The 21,468-nt window shown below is 37.9% G+C and carries 18 protein-coding genes; 13 read left to right on the forward strand and 5 right to left on the reverse strand.

Annotated features, from left to right (window positions below; genetic code table 11):
* The first annotated feature begins 129 nt into the window (after positions 1 to 129).
* The 8 genes from ND2E_RS20120 (at position 130) to ung (ending at position 8,302) form a co-directional block, all read left to right on the forward strand.
* Positions 130 to 495 (forward strand): response regulator, encoded by a 366-nt coding sequence (locus ND2E_RS20120; RefSeq protein WP_033092001.1) that lies wholly within the window; start codon positions 130 to 132, stop codon positions 493 to 495.
* A complete protein-coding gene (locus ND2E_RS20115) occupies positions 492 to 1,100 on the forward strand; it encodes a hypothetical protein (protein WP_033092002.1) in 609 nt (202 codons plus the stop codon). Before ND2E_RS20120 ends, ND2E_RS20115 begins: the two co-directional genes overlap by 4 nt.
* The gene (locus tag ND2E_RS20110; protein ID WP_052056169.1) at positions 1,100 to 2,104 is read left to right on the forward strand and encodes a GGDEF domain-containing protein; all 1,005 of its coding nucleotides are present in this window, start codon (positions 1,100 to 1,102) and stop codon (positions 2,102 to 2,104) included. The genes ND2E_RS20115 and ND2E_RS20110 overlap by 1 nt, the downstream gene beginning before the upstream one ends.
* Before the next feature lie 135 nt (positions 2,105 to 2,239).
* On the forward strand, positions 2,240 to 2,314 hold the full coding sequence (gene thrL / locus ND2E_RS23570; protein WP_223303510.1) for a thr operon leader peptide: 75 nt from the start codon (positions 2,240 to 2,242) through the stop codon (positions 2,312 to 2,314).
* 152 nt (positions 2,315 to 2,466) lie between these two features.
* The gene (gene thrA / locus ND2E_RS20105) at positions 2,467 to 4,944 is read left to right on the forward strand and encodes a bifunctional aspartate kinase/homoserine dehydrogenase I (RefSeq protein ID WP_033092003.1); all 2,478 of its coding nucleotides are present in this window, start codon (positions 2,467 to 2,469) and stop codon (positions 4,942 to 4,944) included.
* Positions 4,944 to 5,918: a homoserine kinase gene (gene thrB, locus ND2E_RS20100; RefSeq protein ID WP_033092004.1), complete on the forward strand. Its 975-nt coding sequence runs from the start codon at positions 4,944 to 4,946 to the stop codon at positions 5,916 to 5,918. Before thrA ends, thrB begins: the two co-directional genes overlap by 1 nt.
* Positions 5,919 to 5,989: 71 nt before the next feature.
* Positions 5,990 to 7,294, forward strand: coding sequence for a threonine synthase (gene thrC, locus ND2E_RS20095; protein ID WP_033092005.1), 1,305 nt, complete (start codon positions 5,990 to 5,992; stop codon positions 7,292 to 7,294).
* Between the two features lie 336 nt (positions 7,295 to 7,630).
* Positions 7,631 to 8,302, forward strand: coding sequence for a uracil-DNA glycosylase (gene ung, locus ND2E_RS20090; protein ID WP_150113695.1), 672 nt, complete (start codon positions 7,631 to 7,633; stop codon positions 8,300 to 8,302).
* A 197-nt stretch (positions 8,303 to 8,499) separates the two neighbouring features.
* Here the strand turns inward: ung and ND2E_RS20085 are convergent, their stop codons facing one another.
* From ND2E_RS20085 to trxA, 4 genes are all read right to left on the reverse strand, one after another.
* The gene (locus ND2E_RS20085) at positions 8,500 to 9,087 is read right to left on the reverse strand and encodes a GNAT family N-acetyltransferase (RefSeq protein WP_081961944.1); all 588 of its coding nucleotides are present in this window, start codon (positions 9,085 to 9,087) and stop codon (positions 8,500 to 8,502) included.
* Positions 9,088 to 9,183: 96 nt separating this feature from the next.
* On the reverse strand, positions 9,184 to 10,137 hold the full coding sequence (locus ND2E_RS20080) for a D-2-hydroxyacid dehydrogenase (protein ID WP_033092007.1): 954 nt from the start codon (positions 10,135 to 10,137) through the stop codon (positions 9,184 to 9,186).
* Positions 10,138 to 10,497: 360 nt separating this feature from the next.
* Complete coding sequence (locus ND2E_RS20075; RefSeq protein WP_033092008.1) at positions 10,498 to 11,703, reverse strand: NnrS family protein; 1,206 nt, start codon at positions 11,701 to 11,703, stop codon at positions 10,498 to 10,500.
* Positions 11,704 to 11,878: 175 nt separating this feature from the next.
* Positions 11,879 to 12,208, reverse strand: coding sequence for a thioredoxin (trxA, locus tag ND2E_RS20070; protein ID WP_033092009.1), 330 nt, complete (start codon positions 12,206 to 12,208; stop codon positions 11,879 to 11,881).
* A 211-nt stretch (positions 12,209 to 12,419) separates the two neighbouring features.
* Between trxA and ND2E_RS20065 the strand changes: the two genes are divergently transcribed.
* From ND2E_RS20065 to ND2E_RS20045, 5 genes are all read left to right on the forward strand, one after another.
* The gene (locus tag ND2E_RS20065) at positions 12,420 to 13,337 is read left to right on the forward strand and encodes a LysR family transcriptional regulator (protein ID WP_223303500.1); all 918 of its coding nucleotides are present in this window, start codon (positions 12,420 to 12,422) and stop codon (positions 13,335 to 13,337) included.
* Between the two features lie 90 nt (positions 13,338 to 13,427).
* Complete coding sequence (locus ND2E_RS20060; protein WP_033092011.1) at positions 13,428 to 14,102, forward strand: alpha/beta hydrolase; 675 nt, start codon at positions 13,428 to 13,430, stop codon at positions 14,100 to 14,102.
* 123 nt (positions 14,103 to 14,225) lie between these two features.
* Positions 14,226 to 15,116, forward strand: a complete 891-nt coding sequence (locus ND2E_RS20055) for a tetratricopeptide repeat protein (protein WP_052056170.1) — start codon at positions 14,226 to 14,228, stop codon at positions 15,114 to 15,116.
* Positions 15,117 to 15,707: 591 nt separating this feature from the next.
* Positions 15,708 to 18,116 carry a TonB-dependent receptor gene (locus ND2E_RS20050; RefSeq protein WP_033092012.1) on the forward strand — a complete coding sequence of 803 codons (2,409 nt, stop codon included), beginning with the start codon at positions 15,708 to 15,710 and terminating at the stop codon, positions 18,114 to 18,116.
* A 164-nt stretch (positions 18,117 to 18,280) separates the two neighbouring features.
* Positions 18,281 to 19,864: a tetratricopeptide repeat-containing sulfotransferase family protein gene (locus ND2E_RS20045; RefSeq protein ID WP_033092013.1), complete on the forward strand. Its 1,584-nt coding sequence runs from the start codon at positions 18,281 to 18,283 to the stop codon at positions 19,862 to 19,864.
* A gap of 230 nt (positions 19,865 to 20,094) precedes the next feature.
* Here ND2E_RS20045 and ND2E_RS20040 read toward each other — a convergent pair whose 3' ends face one another.
* Entirely contained in the window at positions 20,095 to 21,468 is a 1,374-nt protein-coding gene (locus ND2E_RS20040; protein ID WP_052056171.1) for a sigma 54-interacting transcriptional regulator, read from the reverse strand.

The raw sequence follows: 21,468 nt of genomic DNA on the forward strand, positions 1-21,468 counted from the left end.
AAAGTACGCGTTTCGCCCTTCTAAATGAACTATCTTCATAATTTTGTTAAAAAAATGAATTGTTGATTAACAATTGCTTTTATTTAGGGTAAATTATCTACAATAAAATAATATAAGGTCCCTCCTTCTATGAGCCCATCGGTGCTTATTTGTGATGATTCAAACATGGCCAGAAAGCAAGTACTTCGAAGCCTTCCTCAAGAATGGAAAGACTCCGTTCAAATCGCCTGTAATGGAGCAGAAGCGCTAACAATCCTGCGTGATAATAGTATTGAAATTCTTTTTCTTGATCTGACGATGCCTGGTATTGATGGTATTGGTGTTTTACAAGGTATACAAAAATTAAACCTTGATTGTAGCGTTTTTGTTATTTCAGCAGATATCCAACCTGAAATGCAAAGCAAGGTAAAAGCACTAGGAGCAAAAGAGTTTATGCGTAAGCCGGTACAATCAGATGCATTACTTAATAATTTGCAGCAACATGGTCTTATATGAATGAATTTCACCTAACTGAAGACCAGCAAGATTGCTTACAAGAGCTTATTAATATTGCTATGGGACAAGCAAGTGATCAGCTTGCCCGTTATCTTGATACTTTTGTTTATTTGAAAGTTCCGAGCATTGAAAGTGTAGAAGCTTCTGAACTGATGATCACGTTGAGCCAGCGAAAGAATACTATAGCGGTTGTAAGCCAAGGCTTTTTTGGTTATGAAGGTATTCGTGGTGAGTCTTTATTGATTTACCAAGAAGAAGATTCAGGTCGTATTGCTGATTTATTGGGATATGAACCAGATGAGTTATCTCAGGATGAACAACTAATTGATATTAGTTCAATTCTAACAACAACTTTTCTTAATGTTTTTGCTCAACAAATCGATAATCAATTATCTTATAATGCGCCGAAATTATTGCCTAATGTACAGGAAATTTTATCTGAACATTTACAACAAATGCCCTTTACTTGGAATTTAGCATTGAAAGTAAATATTAACTATCAAGTGACTGATTACTCGTTTAATTGCAATATGATTATATTGATCCCAGAGACGGCGATAACGAATATTAAATATGTACTTGATCGTGTTTTGGAAGAATTTTAATGTCTAATAATAAGCTATTTACTACACCAATAGATGCCAATGTACCTGTTGTAAATGAGTTGGTATTTGAACAAATTAATAGCCAAATCACTGACCAATTAAATACAGGTGTTTTAGTTCTAGATGCTGATTTCAATATTGTTCTGTGGAATCGCTTTTTGCAAGTTCATACCGACAAAATTACAGATAATATCATCGGAAAATCGATTTTTACTGCATTTCCAGAGCTTCCGCAACGTTGGTTATCTCGTAAACTTAGTTCCGTTTTACAATTAAATACACCGAGTTTTTGTTCTTGGCAGCAAAGGCATCATCTATTCGAGTTACCGCATACTCGCCCTATCACAACTGATAGTGAGTTTATGGCACAAAACTGTACCTTTTTACCCATTGAAAGTGATACTAGAGACAGACATATTTGCATCTTAATTGAAGATGTTACCGATGCTTGTCATTATCAAATGCAATTACAAAAGACCTTAGCTGAGATTGCACAAATAAGTCGTATAGATGGTTTGACACAAATTTATAACCGAAGGCATTGGCAAGACTCATTAGAGCAAGAATACGCAAAAGCACGGCGTCATGATAAAAAGTTATCATTGATAATGCTTGATTTAGACCATTTTAAATTACTCAATGACAATTATGGCCATCAAGGTGGTGATATGGTGTTAATTGAAGTAAGTGCATTAATAAGCGCTTTATTAAGAGTGGAAGACACCTTTGGTCGTTATGGTGGAGAAGAGTTTGCAATTATTTTACCTGAAACTGATTCTGCAGGAGCCATGGAACTAGCGCATCGTATTTGTCGAGTAATTGCTACAACACCGCTAACTTATAATAGCCAAGTGATCAATGTAACGGTTAGTTTAGGCGTTGCTCAACTGAGTTGTAATGAGTCAAATTATGAGGAACTGATTACCCAAGCCGATAGCGCTTTGTATCAAGCAAAATCACAGGGACGAAATCAAGTGTGTAGTGCTCCTGAACTGGTTTCTTGACCTAGAATAAGTATGTGTCTGAGTTAACACGTTATTGTTGCATTTTAAATTATTATGCATAAAATATAACTTTTTATTTAGTTTTATTTGTCATTAAAGATTGACAGTTACTGTAACTTAAGGCATTTTAAGGCTATGAAAATTAACACAAGCCACATTACCATTATTACAATCACTACCACCCTAATTAGGATGGCGGTCGCTGGCTAACGTGTAAAAGTTAAAATTTTATCGAAGCCCGTGACCTGAAAAGGTTACGGGCTTTTTTATGCTTATAATGAAGAGTATTAACTCTAATCGCTTATATATTTCAAAAAGCAGAGAGTGACTTTATTCATTATTTCTTTATAAAGGAAGAAAACATGCGTGTACTTAAATTTGGTGGCTCTTCACTAGCTTCAGCAGAGCGTTTTCGTCAAGTTGCCGATATTATCCAAAATAAAAGCGAATCATCAAAACTTGCTGTAGTGGTATCAGCTCCGCAAGGCGTAACTAATCACTTAGTTGCGATGGCAGAAAATATTAGCGATGAAGAAAAAGTAATTACAGATTTAGGTCACTTTAAGCGTGCAATTAATACTATTATCGAGGATTTATCCGCAAGTATTAGTCATTTCAACAATCAGCATTGTGAACAAGCATTAGCTAACTATGAACATCAAATTTCTCGCTATATGCAAGGTGCAACATTACTGACTTATTGCCCTGATCATATTCGTGCTCGTATTATCAGTACTGGTGAACGTTTAAGTGTGGCAATTCTTGATGCTGTATTACAAGCATCTGATATACAAGTGTCATTGTTATCGCCAGAAAAGTTCTTAAACACCAACCAATCATCTCTTAACGCGGTAGCTGATTTAGTGCTATCGAAAGAGAAATTTGGCAGTGAATATACTGAATTAAATCAAATATCATTAATGCCGGGCTTTATTGGTGTCAATGCAGAAAATGATGATGCAGTACCCCAGGTTACTACATTGGGTCGAAATGGCTCTGATTATTCGGCAGCCGTCTTAGCTGTTTGTGCTGAAGCTGAATGTTGCGAAATTTGGACTGATGTTGATGGCGTTTACAACGCTGACCCTCGTTATATAAAAGAGGCAAAGTTACTCGATTATCTATCTTATCAAGAAGCCATGGAGCTATCTTATTTTGGCGCCAGTGTTTTACATCCAAAAACAATTGGTCCTATTGCTCAGTACCACATTCCTTGTTTAATTAAGAATACAAGTAACCCAAGCGCACCTGGTACTTTAATCTCTAATGAGAATGATCAGCAAAAGCGTGTAAAAGCTATCTCTAACCTTGATGACCTAACCATGGTAAATGTGTCGGGACCTGGTATGAAAGGCATGGTAGGTATGGCGAGTCGTGTATTTGCGACTATGAGCAGAGAAAATATTTCTTTGGTGCTTATTAGTCAATCTTCTAGTGAGTATTGCATTAGCTTTTGTATTTATTCAAGTGATTCAGCACGAGCCAAACAAAGTTTGCATGATGAATTTGAATTAGAATTGCTAAATGGCTTACTTGAGCCTTTAGAATTAAAAAGCGAGTTATCAATTGTCTCACTTGTTGGTGATGGCATGCACCATCAACGAGGCGTGGCAGCTAAATTCTTTAGTTCATTGGCACAAGCTCGAGTTAATGTGGTTGCTATTGCACAGGATTCATCAGAACGTAGTATTTCTGTTGTTGTGGAACAACGAAAGTGCATGGATGCGATGAAAGTAAGCCATCAAAACTTCTTTTCTCATAAACCAACAATTGATGTTTTCTTAGTTGGCTGTGGTGTTGTTGGTAGTGAGCTAATCGCACAAATATCTCGTCAACAAGCGAGTTTGAAAAAACAAAATATCGTCTTGAAAGTATATGGAATTGCTAACTCTAAAGGTATGGTGTTTGACCAAGAAGGCATTGATTTGAATAACTGGCAAAACGTTATGACAAACGCGAACGAAGCGGTAGAAGTTAATGTCGATAATCTTAAGGCTTTTGTTCGTGATAATCATTTAATTAACCCCGTTTTTGTTGACTCTACATCAAATGAAACATTGGCTATGAGTTATGTTGATTATCTAGCGGAAGGTTTTCATGTTGTTACGCCGAATAAAAAGGCAAATACTGATTCTTGGGAATATTATCAAGAGCTTCGTAGCACTGCTCAAAAAACTAATCGTCGTTTCTTATATGAAACAACGGTCGGTGCGGGTTTACCTGTGATTGATACCTTACAAAGTTTAATTAAAGCTGGCGATGAATTGCAGCGCTTTGAAGGTGTATTGTCTGGTTCTTTATCTTATATGTTTGGTAAATTAGAAGAGGGCATGACGTTGTCAGAAGCGACAGCTATTGCAAAGGAAAATGGTTTTACAGAACCCGATCCTCGTGATGATTTAAGTGGAATGGATGTTGCGCGTAAACTATTGATCATGGCCCGTGAAGCCGGTATGCAATTGGAGTTATCAGATATTAATATTGAATCTGTACTACCGAATGATTTTGATGCTAGTGGTGATGTTAGTCAGTTTATGGGTAACTTAACTAAGCTTGATAATGATTTTTCTGAGCGCGTAGCCAATGCAAAAGCTGAAGGGAAAGTACTTCGTTATATCGGCAATATCATTGATGGAAAATGCCAAGTTTCCATTGAAACTGTTGGTGCAGATCACCCGTTATATAGTATTAAAGATGGCGAAAATGCTTTGGCTATTCACAGTCGTTATTACCAACCATTACCGTTTGTTTTACGTGGTTATGGTGCTGGTGCGGCGGTAACTGCAGCGGGTGTTTTTGGTGATTTATTAAGAACTTTAGCTTGGGAGCAACAGCACTAATGTCTGTTAGTAACGAATGTGTTTCGGTATTTGCGCCGGCCTCTATAGGTAATGTTAGTGTTGGCTTTGACGTGTTAGGGCTAGCAGTGAAGCCTGTTGATGGTACTTTATTAGGTGATGTAGTCACGGTCAATGCAACAAACAGTAATGAGAGTAGTCTAACGGTAATTGGTAACTTTGCTGATAAATTACCAAGTAATAAGGAAGATAATATTGTTTGGTCTTGTTTGTTATTATTTAATGAGCAATTAATCAGTGCCAAGCAATCACCAGTTTTTGTTGCCATAACCTTAGATAAAAAAATGCCTGTGGGTAGTGGTTTGGGCTCAAGTGCCTGTTCTGTCGTGGCCGCACTAGCCGCTTTGAATGCTTTTTATGCTAAGTTTCATAACTTTAGTTTTGATGAAAATGTTGTGTTAAAAATGACAGGTCAAATGGAAGCGCAAATCAGTGGTAGTTTGCATTATGATAATGTAGCGCCATGTTATTTGGGTGGTTTGCAGTTAATGGTACCGGACGAAAATGTGATCTCGCGCATTTTACCCGATTTTGATGATTGTTATTATGTGATGGCATACCCTGGCATAGAAGTATCGACAAAAGCAGCAAGAGACGTGTTACCTACCGCGTATAGTCGTAGTGACGTTATCAGCTATGGACAAAATTTAGCAACATTTGTTGATGCATGCCACCGTCAAGATAAAAACCAAGCATTTTCAGTGCTAACTGATGTGATTGCAGAACCATATCGCACTGATTTGTTACCTAAATATAAGACCTCTCGAGATTATTTGAGTGAGCAAGGCGCATTAGCTGTTGGAATTTCAGGCTCAGGACCAACACTATTTTGTGTTTGCGATAGTGAAAAACAAGCACAGCAGTTTGCTCAATGGTTACAAGACAACTATTTACAAACATCTTTAGGCTTTGTCCATGTCTGTAAAGTTGATGATGTTGGCGCAACAGAAATTTAATGACTATGTGCTTTGATAACATACAAGCACATAGCTAAACAGTATTTGTGAACAGATTATTAGGAACGACAGTGAAATATTATAATTTAAAAGAAAATGATGAGCAGGTTACTTTTGCTCAAGCAGTCAAACAAGGGTTAGGTAAAAATCAGGGATTATTTTTCCCTACCGAAATGCCAAAGCTTGATAATATTGAAGAGCTTTTAGCAATGCCTTTGGTAGAGCGAAGCGTTAAAATATTACTGCCTTTCGTTGAGGAAGATCTAACAAAAGCCGAGTTAACAGATATCGTTACTGATGCTTTTAACTTTCCTGCGTTGTTGCAACCTATTAGCCCAGAACGTGCCATTTTAGAATTGTTCCATGGGCCTACGTTAGCATTTAAAGATTTTGGTGCCCGCTTTATGGCCAAATGTTTACAAGCCTTTGTTGCTAAGGATGCTAAAGCAACAGGTGAAACTAAACCTTTAACCATATTAACAGCCACCTCAGGAGATACTGGCGCAGCTGTTGCTCATGCTTTTCATGGTATTGATAATATCCGCGTTGTCATCATGTACCCAAAAGGCAAAATTAGCTTATTGCAAGAAAAAATGTTTACCACCTTAGGTGGCAATATTGAAACATTAGCAATTGATGGCGATTTTGATGATTGTCAATCACTGGTAAAACAGTCTTTTGATGATAAAGAGTTAGCAAATACTATCGGTTTAAATTCGGCTAACTCAATTAACATCAGTCGATTATTAGCGCAAGTATGTTACTACTTTGAAGCTGTAGCGCAGTTATCACGAGCAAAGAGTGATTTAAGTAGTATCGTATTCTCTATACCAAGCGGTAATTTCGGTAATCTAACTGCTGGTTTATTTGCCAAAGCAATGGGCTTACCAATTAAACGTTTCATTGCTGCAACCAATGCTAATGATACTGTGCCACGTTACTTAGAAACAGGTGAGTGGACACCTAATGAAACAGTGGCTACTATTTCAAATGCAATGGATGTGAGTAATCCAAATAACTGGCCACGTGTTGAGCATATGCTTAAGAACGGCATTGTTGAACAAGGCTGTGTAAGCTCAGTATCTATTGATGAAGAACAAACGCAATCAACCGTTATACAGCTTAGTAAATTAGGTTACATTAGTGAGCCACATGCTGCTGTAGCATATAAAGCATTACAATACAGTGCTGTTGAAGGAGAGTTTGGTGTCTTTTTAGGTACTGCACATCCAGCTAAATTTAAAGAAGTTGTTGAGAGTATTCTTGGTCAGCCGCTAGGTTTACCAAAAGAGCTTGCCGATTGTGCGGGCGAGCCTATCTTATCGAAAGATCTTGCAGCTAACTTTAGTGATTTACGTAGCTACCTTTTACGTTAAGCTTTAAGCTCTTTAGATAAACACTCAGTCACTGGAGTGTCACTGAGTTGATAATGGTTAACAGCGTTACATAAATTAAGATATATACCCAAACTCCCTGAATATGCAGATTTCAGCTGGAATTAGAAATGCCTTTAGGCAAGACATGGATTGAAGAGAATAGTTATTCTATTGTCGAAATCAATAACGCAGCATAAAGCGCTTCTAAACCAGCCCTGCGGGGACGTATCTTCAAGTGGCTTGGGTATAACGTTCAATATAAAAGCTATCACTATTGGTGATAGCTTTTTTGCTATTAGCACAGAGATAACATACCGATAAAGGCAAGACAGCATGATGATAAAACCCCAATGGCAGCAGCTAATTGCTTGTGAAGCTAAACAGAGCTACTTTAAAAGTTTAATTAAGGAAGTGGCAAAACAAAGGGCGTCCGATATTCCAATCTATCCTGCAGAGGATGATGTATTTAATGCTTTTAAACATATTGATATAGCTGAAACCAAAGTGGTTATCCTTGGACAGGATCCTTATCACGGAAAAGATCAAGCTCACGGTTTAGCTTTTTCAGTGCAAAAGGGAATTAAAGTTCCACCATCACTGGTTAATATTTATAAAGAGTTGACGACCGATGTAGCGGGATTTGAAAGCCCAAAGCATGGCTGCTTAACATCTTGGGCAGAACAAGGAGTCTTACTGTTAAATACCGTATTAACTGTGCAGCAAGCAAACGCCCATTCTCATGCCAAATTAGGTTGGGAAACTTTTACTGAGCAGGTTATTAACGCCTTAAATGAACATAATCAAGGGTGTGTCTTTATATTGTGGGGAGCCCATGCCCAAAAGAAAGGAAAAAACATAAACCAAGATAAACATCTTGTTTTAGCGGGACCACATCCCTCGCCACTGTCCGCTTATCGAGGTTTTTTTGGCTGCCAACATTTCTCTAAAACTAATGATTGGTTAGCTAAGCATGACCTTAAACAGATTGATTGGCTATTGCCTCAATAAATTATCGTTAAAGGTAATTGTAGGTATTGCCAATTAGGATTAAAAAGAAAGTAATCCCATCACCATTTAGTGGTTAAGAAAAGTTGTATCAAATCGATAACTTGCGACTGCTTTCAGTCATATTATTAGGTCAGAGTTGATAAATGTACCACGACATATAGGTGACACTTAACTGACAGCTGTTAAATATCAAGGTGTTAGGATTTTAAAATGTTAAAATGAATAATCATTTCTGCTGCTTCACAATGACAATCATGGCCACATAAAATACAGTTATAGCCTTGTTTGCTCTCTTCGTTCCACTTATCTGGATGAGACTTTATTAATTTTCCGCCACATTTACTGAAATAGGCTACAGCACTATTATTCGGACTTTGCTTCCATAAATGGCTTATACCCGCTTGAGCGCCTTGTTGTTGTGCTGCTTTAATGGCATGTTGTAATAGTTGTTTGCCAATGCCTAATCCACGGTACTTCTCATCAACAGTATTACATTTAAAGTAACAACACTTATGGCTATCTACTTGCCATAATTCTGGGCTACACCATTGATCGATTTGCCATTGCTTGGCTGAATAAGTACTACGAAAGCCAACAAGCTGATCATCGAGCAAAGCAACATAGCTACAATTAATATCATTCACTATTCCTTTATTGGTCCACTCAACAACTTTCTTTTTATCTAAATAACCATCGCCATGAACTGAATTCGCGAGTTTAATAACTTGTGAATAGAATTCTGCGGTTAGCGGTAAATATTTAATTGTATCTTTTTTTAGTTTCATGCTTTGTTACGCAAATGGTTTATCCCAAGGTTAAGATAACAAAGCTGTAAGTAACTTGCAGTGAAATTTACTTATTCCTTTTTAGGGGGAGTTAATTTACGCTAAGCGATTTAATCTTTTACCTTGGGCAAAAGCCAAAATATTTTGGCTGAGCAACGCAATTAAACGCTGTTGAGCTTCTTGGCTAGCCCAAGCGATATGCGCAGTCACTTTTAGGTTGCTTAATTGGTTATGAAGTAATATGTGATCCGCAGAAGGTGGCTCTTGTGTTAATACATCTAAAATTGCATAGGCAATTTCCTTCGTTTTTAATGCGGTCAAAAGTGCTGGCTCATCAATCAATGCACCGCGAGCTGTATTGACTAATACGGCGGTATTTTTCATGCAAGATAATACGCTTTCATTAATCAAGTTTTGAGTGTCAGATGTTTGAGGGCAATGTAAACTGATAATATCGGCTTCTTTTATAACTTGTTCAAAAGAAACTCGATCTGGACGAATAGCGCTTGCTTGATGGCGTTCACTAATGATTACTTTCATATTAAAAGCTTGTGCGATATTAGCAACTGCTTTACCTAAACTCCCGTAACCGATAATACCGAGTGTTTTTCCTGCTAGCTCGCTAATGCTATTGCCGTGGTAGCAAAACGTATCATTACTTGACCATAAACCTTGTTCCGTATTGCTATTATGATGACTTGTTTGTTGATAATATTCGAGTAATTGAGCAAAAACATATTGCGCAACAGATAAGCCTGCATAACCACTTACATTGGTTACGGCAATATTTAAATGACTTGCTGCATCAATATCGACATTGTTATAACCCGTTGCACTAATACAAATGAGCTTTACGTGTGGCAAAGCTGATAACATTTCTGCTGTTAACTGTACTTTATTAGTAATAATTATATCTGCATTGTGGCAGCGTGATATTACCTCGGTAGGCGATGTATTGGTATAACAAACTAACTGAGTTACTTGCTGTTCAATCGCTGTAAAATCGATGGTAGAACTGAAGGTTTGTTTATCTAAAAAAACAGCGTTCATAGTGTTGACCTTTTTATATATTGGGTTGCTTTATCACTTATACCAATTCCATTAAATTTATTCCCACCTCAGAGCTAAGTCAGAAAAGCTATAACAAATTTGTGCAGTTATTGCTTTTCTGACAAGCTCCCAAGGGCGAGTTTAAAAGGCTTACATACAGTGTTATTGATTTTGACAAGGGAATAACCATTCTCTTCAATCAATGCCTTGTCTCTAAGCCTTTTAATTCTCGCTGAGTGGGAAATAACTTAATGGACTTGGTATTATTTCGCTAGTTAAAAAAAAGCTAGGGAGTTATATGAAACTTCCTAGCTTATTATTCTATATTTGTACCAGCACGAAGACCTAGTTTAAGATACTCTAGCCAGGTCGACCATCTTTTCTTGCTTTTAATAACATAGGCCCGTAGCCAGCAATAAAGATAACAAAAGCGATAACCCAAAAACCGCCACTGATATCAATAAATAATAATGTCTTGTCGGGGAAGGCCCAAGGGCCAAAAGCACGTACTAGCGCTGCCAAGTTTATTAATACAAAGGCAATTGACATTGATTTTGGTGGCGTTAATGGGCGACCAGTATGACCTAAGGAAACACGTGAAATCATGGCTAAAATTAATCCACCGATACCGCCAACAGTTAATAAGTGCCAGACATGATTACTTGGCACTTCTGGAATTAAATAACTTGCGCCAAGCACAAATAGACCAAAACAGATAAACTTCATTGCTCCGTGAAGTGACCATAAAAGAGGTACATGCAAAGTGATCCAAGGACGCCATCTCACCCAACGCATTGTTTGAAATATACTGGCAACGATAAGCAATATGCCAAAGAATGTCGCCGAAAAGCCAACGATAGGCTGTAATAACAGACTAAACATGGCAATAGCTAAACTACCATTGGCTGCTTTATCTAACCATGGAAGTGGTGCTGCTTTTGCGGTTTTAGTACCATTGGCTGTAAACATAGGAGCAACTCGACCAGCCATTACAGACATTAAAAAGGTCACTAACATAACCCCAGCATAACCCGAATAAACGCTGTTAAAGGTTTCAGGGTAGTGTATTGCTAAATTCATTTCTAAATTAGCGATAGTGAATAAAGCGAGCAGGGGAACGAAGAACAAATTACGGTATTGCTTCATCGCAATAATAGGTTTTGCTAAGACATAGGCAACCGCAGGCAAAAAAAGTAAGTCAATTAGGCTCGTTAGTGTTGAGCCAAGCAAATCAGGTACTATTAGCAAAAGTCGACCCGCTAGCCAAAGTATGAATAAAGCGAGCAATGTAGTGCCTTGAGCACCTCTTACCCCCGTCCAATTTTGCACGGCGGTTAATAAGAACCCTGCAATGATTGCGCCGCCAAAGCCAAATACCATTTCATGGATATGCCACCAATAACCGCCACCTAATGGAGATAAGCCTATTGTTCCTTTATATATTAAAAGCCAAAGGGCAATAGCTAAAACACTAAATAAGGCTCCGCTTAGAAAGAAGGGTCTAAAACCTAAGCGTAATAGCGGTGGGATCTTTTGTTCTGTTTTTAAATCGGTGATTTGCATCATTTTCGTGCCTTGTATACATCTAAGATAATTACGACATCATTGTTAAGAATGATTGTAATAAATAGTCAGTAGTGATGTCCGAAATAGATCAAGGTATAGTAAAAAATATTGTCGAGTAAACGAAAATAGTTAGGCTAGCAGCTATTGATAGCCTAACCAATAAACCAGGAAGTCATTATTGTTGAACAAATGTCTTAACTTGACTGACAGAAGCGGCGCCAACTTTCGTAGCCATTAACTCGCCATTATTCATTAACAATAATGTTGGGATTCCACGAATACCAAACTTAGCCATTAATTCCTGGCTGTTATCCGCGTTGATTTTGACGACTTTAATATCTTCATGTTCGAGTGCTATTTGCTCTACAACAGGTGCGAGCATTTTACATGGTGCGCACCATGGTGCATAAAAATCTATTAATACCTTACCTGAAGATTGCTCTACTTCTTGTGAAAATTGCTCCGCTAAGATTTCTTTAACCTTAATCAATGTTTCTGTGCTCATGATGTTCTCCACCTTGTTGTTTGTTGAGTTAATGTTGATCGAATACTTGGTAAAAGATCGTTGATTACTTGCTAACTAAATTGTATTCACAAGCGGTTCTCGTCGGTGATTAGTTAGAAACTGCAGTGTACTGAAGTTGCAATTGCATTATTAGACGTGTTTAATGAGATTCATTGTTCTAAAAATGAAACAATCAAAAGGAAATAGCAAATTGAGTAATTTAGATGACTTGCATTTGTTTGTTAGTTTAGTGGAAGCGGGATCTTTTACCGCAGCTGCAAAAGATCTAGGTATAGCAAAATCGAAGTTAAGCCGACGTTTAGTATTGTTAGAAAAAAAGCTTGGCTGTGAACTTCTTTTACGCACAACCCGAAAGCAAGAGCTTACTGATAGCGGTCGATTACTTTTTTGTGCTAGTAAAGAGCACATAGATGCACTGGCTAAGGTAGAAGAGGAGCTTTCCTCATCACTGCATCAACCACAAGGTAAGTTGAATATATTATTACCTCTTGAGTTTTTTAATCAAATTATAAGTACGTTGATTGGCGACTTTTTAACTCGATATCCTAAAATTCATTTACATTGTCAACATTACTCAGGATCAGTACCTGAATTTGATCCCAAGTTTGATCTTTGTTTTGTTTTACACGAACAAACGTTACCAACAACAAACTGGATCGCTAAAGAACTACTGAGTTTTCCACAGTCGATTTATTATTCACCGAGCAAGTTGTCGGGAATAGAAGGCAACTTGCTTCAAGAGCAAGCTTTTAAGCCAGAGCATCTGAATAAACATGACTGCATACAAGATGAGGAAGGTCAGCCATGGCACTTTCGTCATGGCGATAACATTGAGCAAGTTAATGTTAACGGCAGAGTGGTTTTATCTAGTCCAGAAATGCGTCTACGTGCGGCTGAACAGGGCTTAGGACTGTGTAAGTTACCTGATTATGTGTTAAAAAATAGTGTTTTAAAAAGTAGTTCACCTGCGCAATCCCTTCAACGACTATCTTTAAGTCATGAGAGTGTTGCTCAGCGCCTAAGTGTGCTTTACCAAAGCCGTCATGTTGCCAGTAAAACCAGAACATTTTTAGATTATTTTCAAAGCAATGTTGGGCAATTACTATGATGCTGAATGCTTATAAATGCAATTTTGCCACAGACACTAACGATTGCTATGATGTGGCATCTTTTTATTAACGAATAAATATTGAACTTTATGTCAGTACCATCACTTGAACGAATTACCGTAGAGCCTGAAAATCCAGCAACTTCCTGTGTTATTTGGTTGCATGGTTTGGGAGACTCGGGCGCAGGCTTTGCACCTATTGTCCCTATATTTTCTTTACCAGAAAATCACGGTATACGCTTTATCTTCCCTCATGCACCTGAGCAGGCGGTAACCATTAACCAAGGTTACGTTATGCGGTCTTGGTATGATATCAAAAGTCTAGATTTACATAAGCGTGCTGATATGGGCGGTGTTTTAGCCTCAGAAGAAAAAATACAGGCGTTAATTCAAGAGCAGATTGATTCGGGTATCGCAGCTAAAAATATCGTCTTGGCTGGTTTTAGCCAAGGTGGTGTTTTAAGTTTATTTACCGGTTTGCGTTTTGGGCAAAGCTTGGCCGGCATCTTGGCTTTATCTTGTTATTTACCTACGTCAGACTCATTACCAGCAAACTGTCATCATGCTAATGCAGCAACGCCCATTTTACAAAACCATGGTGAGCGAGATGATGTGGTGCCAATGAGTGCAGGGAAAATGGCAAATAGCTTATTAACAGCTGCTGACTATGATGTGACGTGGAAAAATTACCCTATGGATCATTCAGTGTTACCAGATCAGCTAAGAGATATTTCAGCTTGGTTACAAGCTAGGTTACTTAATTAGTCATCAAAGCCCCATTTTGTGAGCGAAATGGGGCTAATTATTGCTTTTTATACAGGTTGGTATCAGTTATTGCCACATAAAAATTGGGGATGGTGAATGGATAGGGTAAGGAAAAGAAGCGGAGTGGATAATACGATAAAGGCAACAATAAAAATTAGGCCTGAGAATGGTTGGTTCAACCGCCAATATTTTACTGTTGCTAACGTGCTAAAAATCATAACTTTCTTAATACTATGCTTATTTATCTATAAAAAGTCTACTCAGTCTAAACAAGAAAATGATGACAGTTTATTCTACCTAGCTAATCCTAAAGTAGATGATATATACTTTTTAGACTTCAGAATCCTTAGTGATAACCTCAGGCCAAATGAAAAATATAGAATCGCGAAAGTAGTCGATATCACCGGCGATGTGGTTACCCTACTTTATGGCAATATATTTTATCTTCGCCAGCAGGCACTAAAAGACAGCATTCGTTATGGTCAGCTAAGATACAAAGATTACTTTGAGTCTAAACGCTATGATTTAACGTTAACGCAGCTCAAGACAATGCATGACACTAGTGCAATTTATATGATTAAAAGACCGGATAACAATATGTTGTTTGGTAATTATATAAATAATCCTGAAACAGAGTTAAGTACTAACTTGTATATTCCTGGTAAGCGTGAAAACCTGGCAGGTCTTAGTTTGCTTAAATCAGACTATCTAGAAAATAATCTGCAACAAGCCTTTGAGCGTTTTAGTGCTTCCGCTCAGTTAGGCTTTGCTCCAGGACAAGTAAACTTAGCCCAAATGTACTTGAACGGTGAATATATTGACAAGGATCTCAGTCAAGCTTTGTATTGGTTTAATCAAGCAGCACTTCAAAGTGATAAGTCAGGCGTACTTAAATACGTGATTGTCTGTCGACAAGTGGAATATTGCCAAGAGGCTGACTTTTTTCAAGCGTTGTTTGATGCTGGCGTGAATATAAAAGTGAGAGAAATTGACTTTACTTTATCGGCCAATTAAACAGGTTAATTTGTGCAGTCTAGGTGGACTAATCGCCCGTAGTCTACCTGCATTTATTGATAAGCTACTGCTTGTAGAATTAAGGCTAAGGCTCACCTTGAGTTAAGCAAACTAGTTCAAGTCGTGGTGGTATTCGGTTTTATTACTCGGTCTACGATTTCATTAGTGTTAGACAGCAGGAGATTAGTGTCTAACTCAGTACTCATTCTTTTTTCCGCTTTGTATGTACCTTTAGTAACAATAGTTACGCAAAAAATAATCCAGTAAACTTATTGAAATAGCAAAGATTAAATTTATTGAAGCAACTGTGAACTCAATAGTGCGTTTTTTCCTAATTTTCTAAAGTTTTTATTTTACGTTTATCTGTAGGTAGTTATTCAATAAAACTGCATAACCATATATAATTCAGGTTAAGATGAAATAGCTGTCATAAATCCAATAATTTATCATCATGACATGGTGCTCTTTCATAATAATCTTGATGTTTGAATCAAACAATCAAACAATCAAACAATCGAACAATAAAATAGTGAAATAACTAACGTAATAAGTGGCTATAAGCCACACATATAAAATTTCGGAATAGACCACATGAAAGTAATAAAATCGCAGGTATTTAACAAGTCTGCCATATGCTTAGCATTGAGTTCTGCCTTGACTGTACCCGTAAATAGTTATGCAGAAGAAGCTGTTAAAGAATCTGCCACGGATGGTATTGAGCGTATCCAAGTGACTGCTTCGCGCCGAGCATCGACAGTGCAAGAGGCTCCCTTAAATATCACCGCACTGGATGGTGATGTGATGAAAGATCAAAATATCACTCAGTTGTCTGATGTGGCTCGTTGGGTCCCGGGTTTAAGTGTTGCTGATCAAGGAGGGCGCACAGGCTCTCCGATTATTGTTCGTGGTTTAAATACCAACTCTTCCGGTCCTGATTCTGATGCCGGTACTGTTGCCACTTACATTGGCGAAATTCCGCTTGTTGTTGATATGAAGCTTATTGACGTTGAACGTGTAGAGGTTTTAATTGGTCCACAAGGGACTTTATATGGTGCCGGCACGCTTGGTGGTGCTATCCGTTATTTACCTAATAAACCGATATTAGATGAAACCTCAGGATCGCTTTATGGTGATGTTTTCACCTTATCTGAAAGTGATGATACCGGTGGTGAAGCTGGTTTTGTGTTTAATACGCCACTTATTGACGATGAATTAGCGGTACGTTTTGCTGTTAACTACTTGGATGAGCCTGGTTATATTGATTATAACTATGTGGTTCGTGAAGGCGGCGTTTCATTACCCGATCCTGATTGGTCAGATGCTGATGCCGTTGACAGTAACATGAGGCAAGTGCCAGACGCTAATTTTGAGCAAACAACAACGGCAAAAGCGATGATTCGCTGGCAACCAAATGATATTTTTGATGCAACCTTGTCTTATTTCTATCAAAAACAAGAAATTGGTGGTCGTTCTATTGTTCATAACAATAGTTTGAGTGAAACGAACCCTTTATCTACTGTCATGGGGGAGTATGAGTCTGGTTATCGTTATCAAGAACCAAGAGATAAAGAAGATACTTTGCTTAGTTTAGAAATGACCGTTGATTTAGGTTTTGCTGAGCTGACTTCTGCAACCGGTTACTCAGAATTTGAAGCGCTTGGCCAAAGAGATCAAACCGATTTACTCATTCGTTTAGATTATAGTTATGAAGAATTCCCTGGTTTCTCTGCATTTACCCGAGAAGTTGATGAAGCTGAAAACTTCACGCAAGAAATTCGTTTAGTTTCTACAGGGGATTCGGCATTCTCTTGGATCGTTGGCGCTTATTATAATAAATTTGAAAGCTTTAACGACAGTCGTGAATTTACCCCAGGTTTTGATCAATACGCGATTGATAACTTTGGAGCTGAGCAATTACGCCCTGACTCTTTAGAGTATATTTCGGTGGATAAAGCAGAAATCACTGAGTCGGCAATTTTTGGTGAAATCACCTATAGCGTCACCGATAAGTTAACCTTAATGCTAGGAGCACGTTTTTATCAATATGACGTCGTCGCTCAATCGGATGCTGATTTACCTTTATTAAACACAATTTATGATGCGAGTTATGATGCAACTTTCATTGATATAGAATTAATGGAGTCGACAGCTGATGATGATGGCAGCCTATTTAAGGTTAATGCTAGTTATCAATTCAGTAATGACGTCATGGCCTACGCAACAATAAGTGAAGGTTTTAGAATTGGTGGCTCTAACGGAATCGCAGCTTGCGATGAAGATATTGGACAGCAACAGAGTGTTTGTGCACAGCCAGATGAATTATTGTATGAGCCTGATACCACCACAAACTACGAGTTAGGCTTTAAGAGTACTTGGTTTAGTAACCAATTACACTTTAATGCTGCACTCTTTATGGTGGAGTGGGACAATGCTCAAATTGAAGGCGCGACAGTAGTAGGTCAACAACCATATACCTCTAACGCGGGTGAAGCTGAAGCGTCAGGGGTTGAAATATCTAGTAGAGCGATGTTGACTGATAGCCTTATCGCCTATGCAACGTACGCTTATACAAAGGCGGAATTGACTAGTGATGATGTACCTGATATTGGTTTTACTGGAGATCGTTTACCGGGCTCACCAGAGCAACAATTTTCACTAGGTGCAACTTATTCTACTGAAGTCTTTGGTGGAACCGGTCTAGACATTAATTATGGTTTAACCTACCAAAGTGATGTTTATTCTAAAGTTGGGCTACGAAATAATGGTGAAGCTTTGCCTGGTTATGCCTTAAGTAATATGTCGGCGCGCTTCTCTGAAGATGTTTGGTCGGTAACTTTGTACGTAGATAATATGTTTGATAAGTATGCCTATAGTTCGGTCCGTCGCGATGTTGGTGATATCACAACGGCAAACGACCCGGCAATTCAACGTAATTATGGTCACTATTTAGTGACGCCACGTAAAATTGGCGCGCGTTTTGAGTACTTATTTGATTTGTAAGTGTTTACTTAGCTCAAAGCAATAAGCATACAAAGGTGTAGTATTATTTTAGTTTACTAAATAATACCGCACCTTTTTTTATAAGCAGTAATAACTTAAAAAAGCTATTATTCAGTTAGTTAAAATTAAAATTAAAATTAAAGTTAAAGTTAAGTGGTTGAAGCATGCCTAGCACAATAAAAGTATTACACCAACAAGCACAACAAGCATTGAATCAAGGTTTGTATCAACAAGCTCATCAGCATTTATTGTTAATTTTGCAGCAAGATAAATACTTTGCTGATGCCTATTTTTTATTAGCAATAATAGCTAGTGTTCATCACAATTTGGCAAAAGCAATTGAGTTAATAAAACAAGCTAATGCACTTGCTCCTAATAATCTCGAATATCTATCGCAACTTGCGAAACATCATGCCCTTGATAATAATCATGTTGAAGCGCTGTACTTTGCTGAAATTGCCGCCAAATTAATTGCTAAATCAACAGTTCAATCATCATTAACCTTAGACACCCTTGGTGTAACGTATAGCCAAATAGGGTTACATGAAAAAGCCGTTCAGTTATTTAAAAAGTCAGTGGCTATCAATGATAAAAATCCAACTTATTTTTTTAATTTAGGTGCGTCATTAAAATTTATTGGCGACTTTGATGGTGCTAGAGCAGCCTATGAAAAAACTATTTTAATGGCGCCAAATTATTATAAAGCACATTCGGCATTAACAGGTTTAGGCGGCATATCAAAAGAGTGCAATCATATCTCGCAACTTGAGCAATTATTTAAACAAACAAAACATGCAGATGATAGGTTGCATATTGGCCATGCCCTCGCACGTGAGTACGAATCCTTAGCAGAGTTTGATAAAGCATTTCACTATTTGCAAGCGGCTAAAAAGTTCAAGCTTGAAAAGCTAAAGTACAGTATTGATGAAGATAAATCGCTATTTGAGAGCCTTGCAAGGCACTTTAAAAATAGCAAGGCTTCGTCGTTTCAGGGCTTTAATACTAAGGAAGCAATATTTGTCGTGGGTATGCCAAGATCAGGTACAACCTTGGTTGAGCGAATAATTTCACAACATAGCGATGTGACGAGCGCAGGGGAATTACAGCACTTTGGTTTACTGGTTAAAAAAATGACTAAAAGCACAAGTAACCGTGTGATCGATGCAGAGACAGTCGCAGCAACAAAAGCTATTAATTTTAAAGAGTTAGGTAAGGCGTATATTGACAGTACGAGAGCGATAACGGGAAAAACGGCAAAGTTTGTTGATAAGATGCCGTTAAATGTCTTGTATGTTGGTTTCATTTTACAAGCATTACCCAAGGCTAAAATTATCTGCTTAGATAGAAATCCACTGGATACTATTGTCAGTAATTTCAGGCAGCTTTTTTCCGTCAATCAATCGTATTACAATTATGCGTATGATCTGCAAACTACGACAGAATTCTATTTATTATTCAAACAGCTCGCAGAGTTGTGGTTAGCACTTTTTCCTGAGAACTTTTATTTAATTAATTATGAGAAATTGGTTAACGATCCTATCAAAGAAGCCCAGCAGCTTATTGAGTTTTGTGATCTTTCTTGGCAAGAAGACTGTATTAATATTCATCAAAATTTAGCGCCAGTCGCTACGGCTAGTGCGCTGCAAGTTCGTAGCCCAATTAATAATAAATCGGTAGGTAACTGGAAAAAATACGATGCTTATCTTGATGGTGTAAAAAAAATATTAACAACTAACCTAGAGACTTAATACAGTTAATCAATAGGTTACCTGACAGGTGAGCGCTAAAGGTTTAGTTCTCGTCTGATGAACATATACCCGTTCCATTTGAAGATGCAGCATACAGCTCGAATTATAAACGCCTTTTAGGCAAAGCATTGATTGAAGAGAATAGTTATTCTATTGTCGAGATCAATAACGTAGCATAAAGCGTTTATAAACCTAAAACGGGCATCTTCAAGTGGAGCGGGCTTAGATAATTATTCTTCTCGGTATGATTCAGCGACTAGATGATGTCGATTCAATAGTTTATAAAACTCAGTACGGTTTCGCTGAGCAATTCGAGCAGCTTGTGAGACATTTCCTGCAGTAATTTTTAATAACTTTGATAAATAATCCCGCTCAAAATGCTCTCGTGCTTGCTGAAAAGATGGGAATTGGGTTGAGTCATCACGCAGGGCATTTTTTACTAAATTTGCACTGATAACACTTTCACTAGACAGTGCAATACTTTGCTCTATAACATTTTGAAGCTGTCTGATATTACCAGGCCATGGAGCACTAATAAGTAGTTCCATGGCTTCTTGATTGATACTTTTGATAGGGACGTTTGAGCGAGCAACTGCTTGGTTTAAAAAGTATTGTACCAACAATGGAATATCTTCTCGTCGTTGCGCCAAAGTGGGTAACTCTAACTCAACAACATTCAGTCGATAGTACAGATCTTCTCTAAATGTATTGGCCTTTATCGCATTTGTTAAGTTCACATGCGTTGCTGAAATAATGCGAACATCTACCTTTACTGCTTGAGTGCTACCTACCGGCCTAACTTCTCGCTCTTGCAAAACGCGTAGGAGTTTTACCTGGAAGCTAAGTGGCATGTCACCAATTTCATCTAAGAATAAAGTACCACCATCCGTTGCTTGAAATAGACCTTGGTGATTACGCTCTGCGCCAGTAAATGCTCCTTTAATGTGACCAAACAATTCAGACTCAAGCAGTTGTTCAGGTATGGCAGCACAATTGATTGCGGTGAATACTTTATTTTTTCTGTTACTCGCTTGGTGAATTGCTTTTGCTAGTAGCTCTTTACCTGTACCGCTTTGACTATGGATAAGGACACTAAAGTCACTATTAGCTACCTGTTTAGCTTGTTGTAATAGTGAAGTCATCACAGTACTACGGCTAATGATACTATCACGCCATAGTTCCGTTTCGCTGGTTTTCTCACTCTGTGAAGGTTGTAAACGTATGGCTTGTTCGACAGTATCTAGTAGCTCTTGGCTTTCAAATGGCTTTGTCAAAAAGCTAAAAACACCTTGTTTAGTGGCGTTAATGGCATCAGGAATAGTGCCATGAGCAGTCATAATGACGACAGGGATATTAGGGTGCTGTATTCTAATTTGTTCAAATAAAGCCATACCATCCATGCCTTCCATGCGTAGATCGCTTATCACCACCTGAGGAATAAAATTCTGTAATCTTCCTAACGCTATTTTTGCATTGGCAGCCGATTCAACATCATATCCTGCAGCAGATAAACGAATACCAAGTAAACGTAATAAACTTGGATCATCATCTACTATCAGTATTTTGGCTGAGTTACTGGTCAGTGCTTGGTTGCTTAGGCTCAT

Origin of the sequence: Colwellia psychrerythraea (genome assembly GCF_000764225.1) — a bacterium.
Lineage (GTDB): Bacteria > Pseudomonadota > Gammaproteobacteria > Enterobacterales > Alteromonadaceae > Colwellia > Colwellia psychrerythraea_D.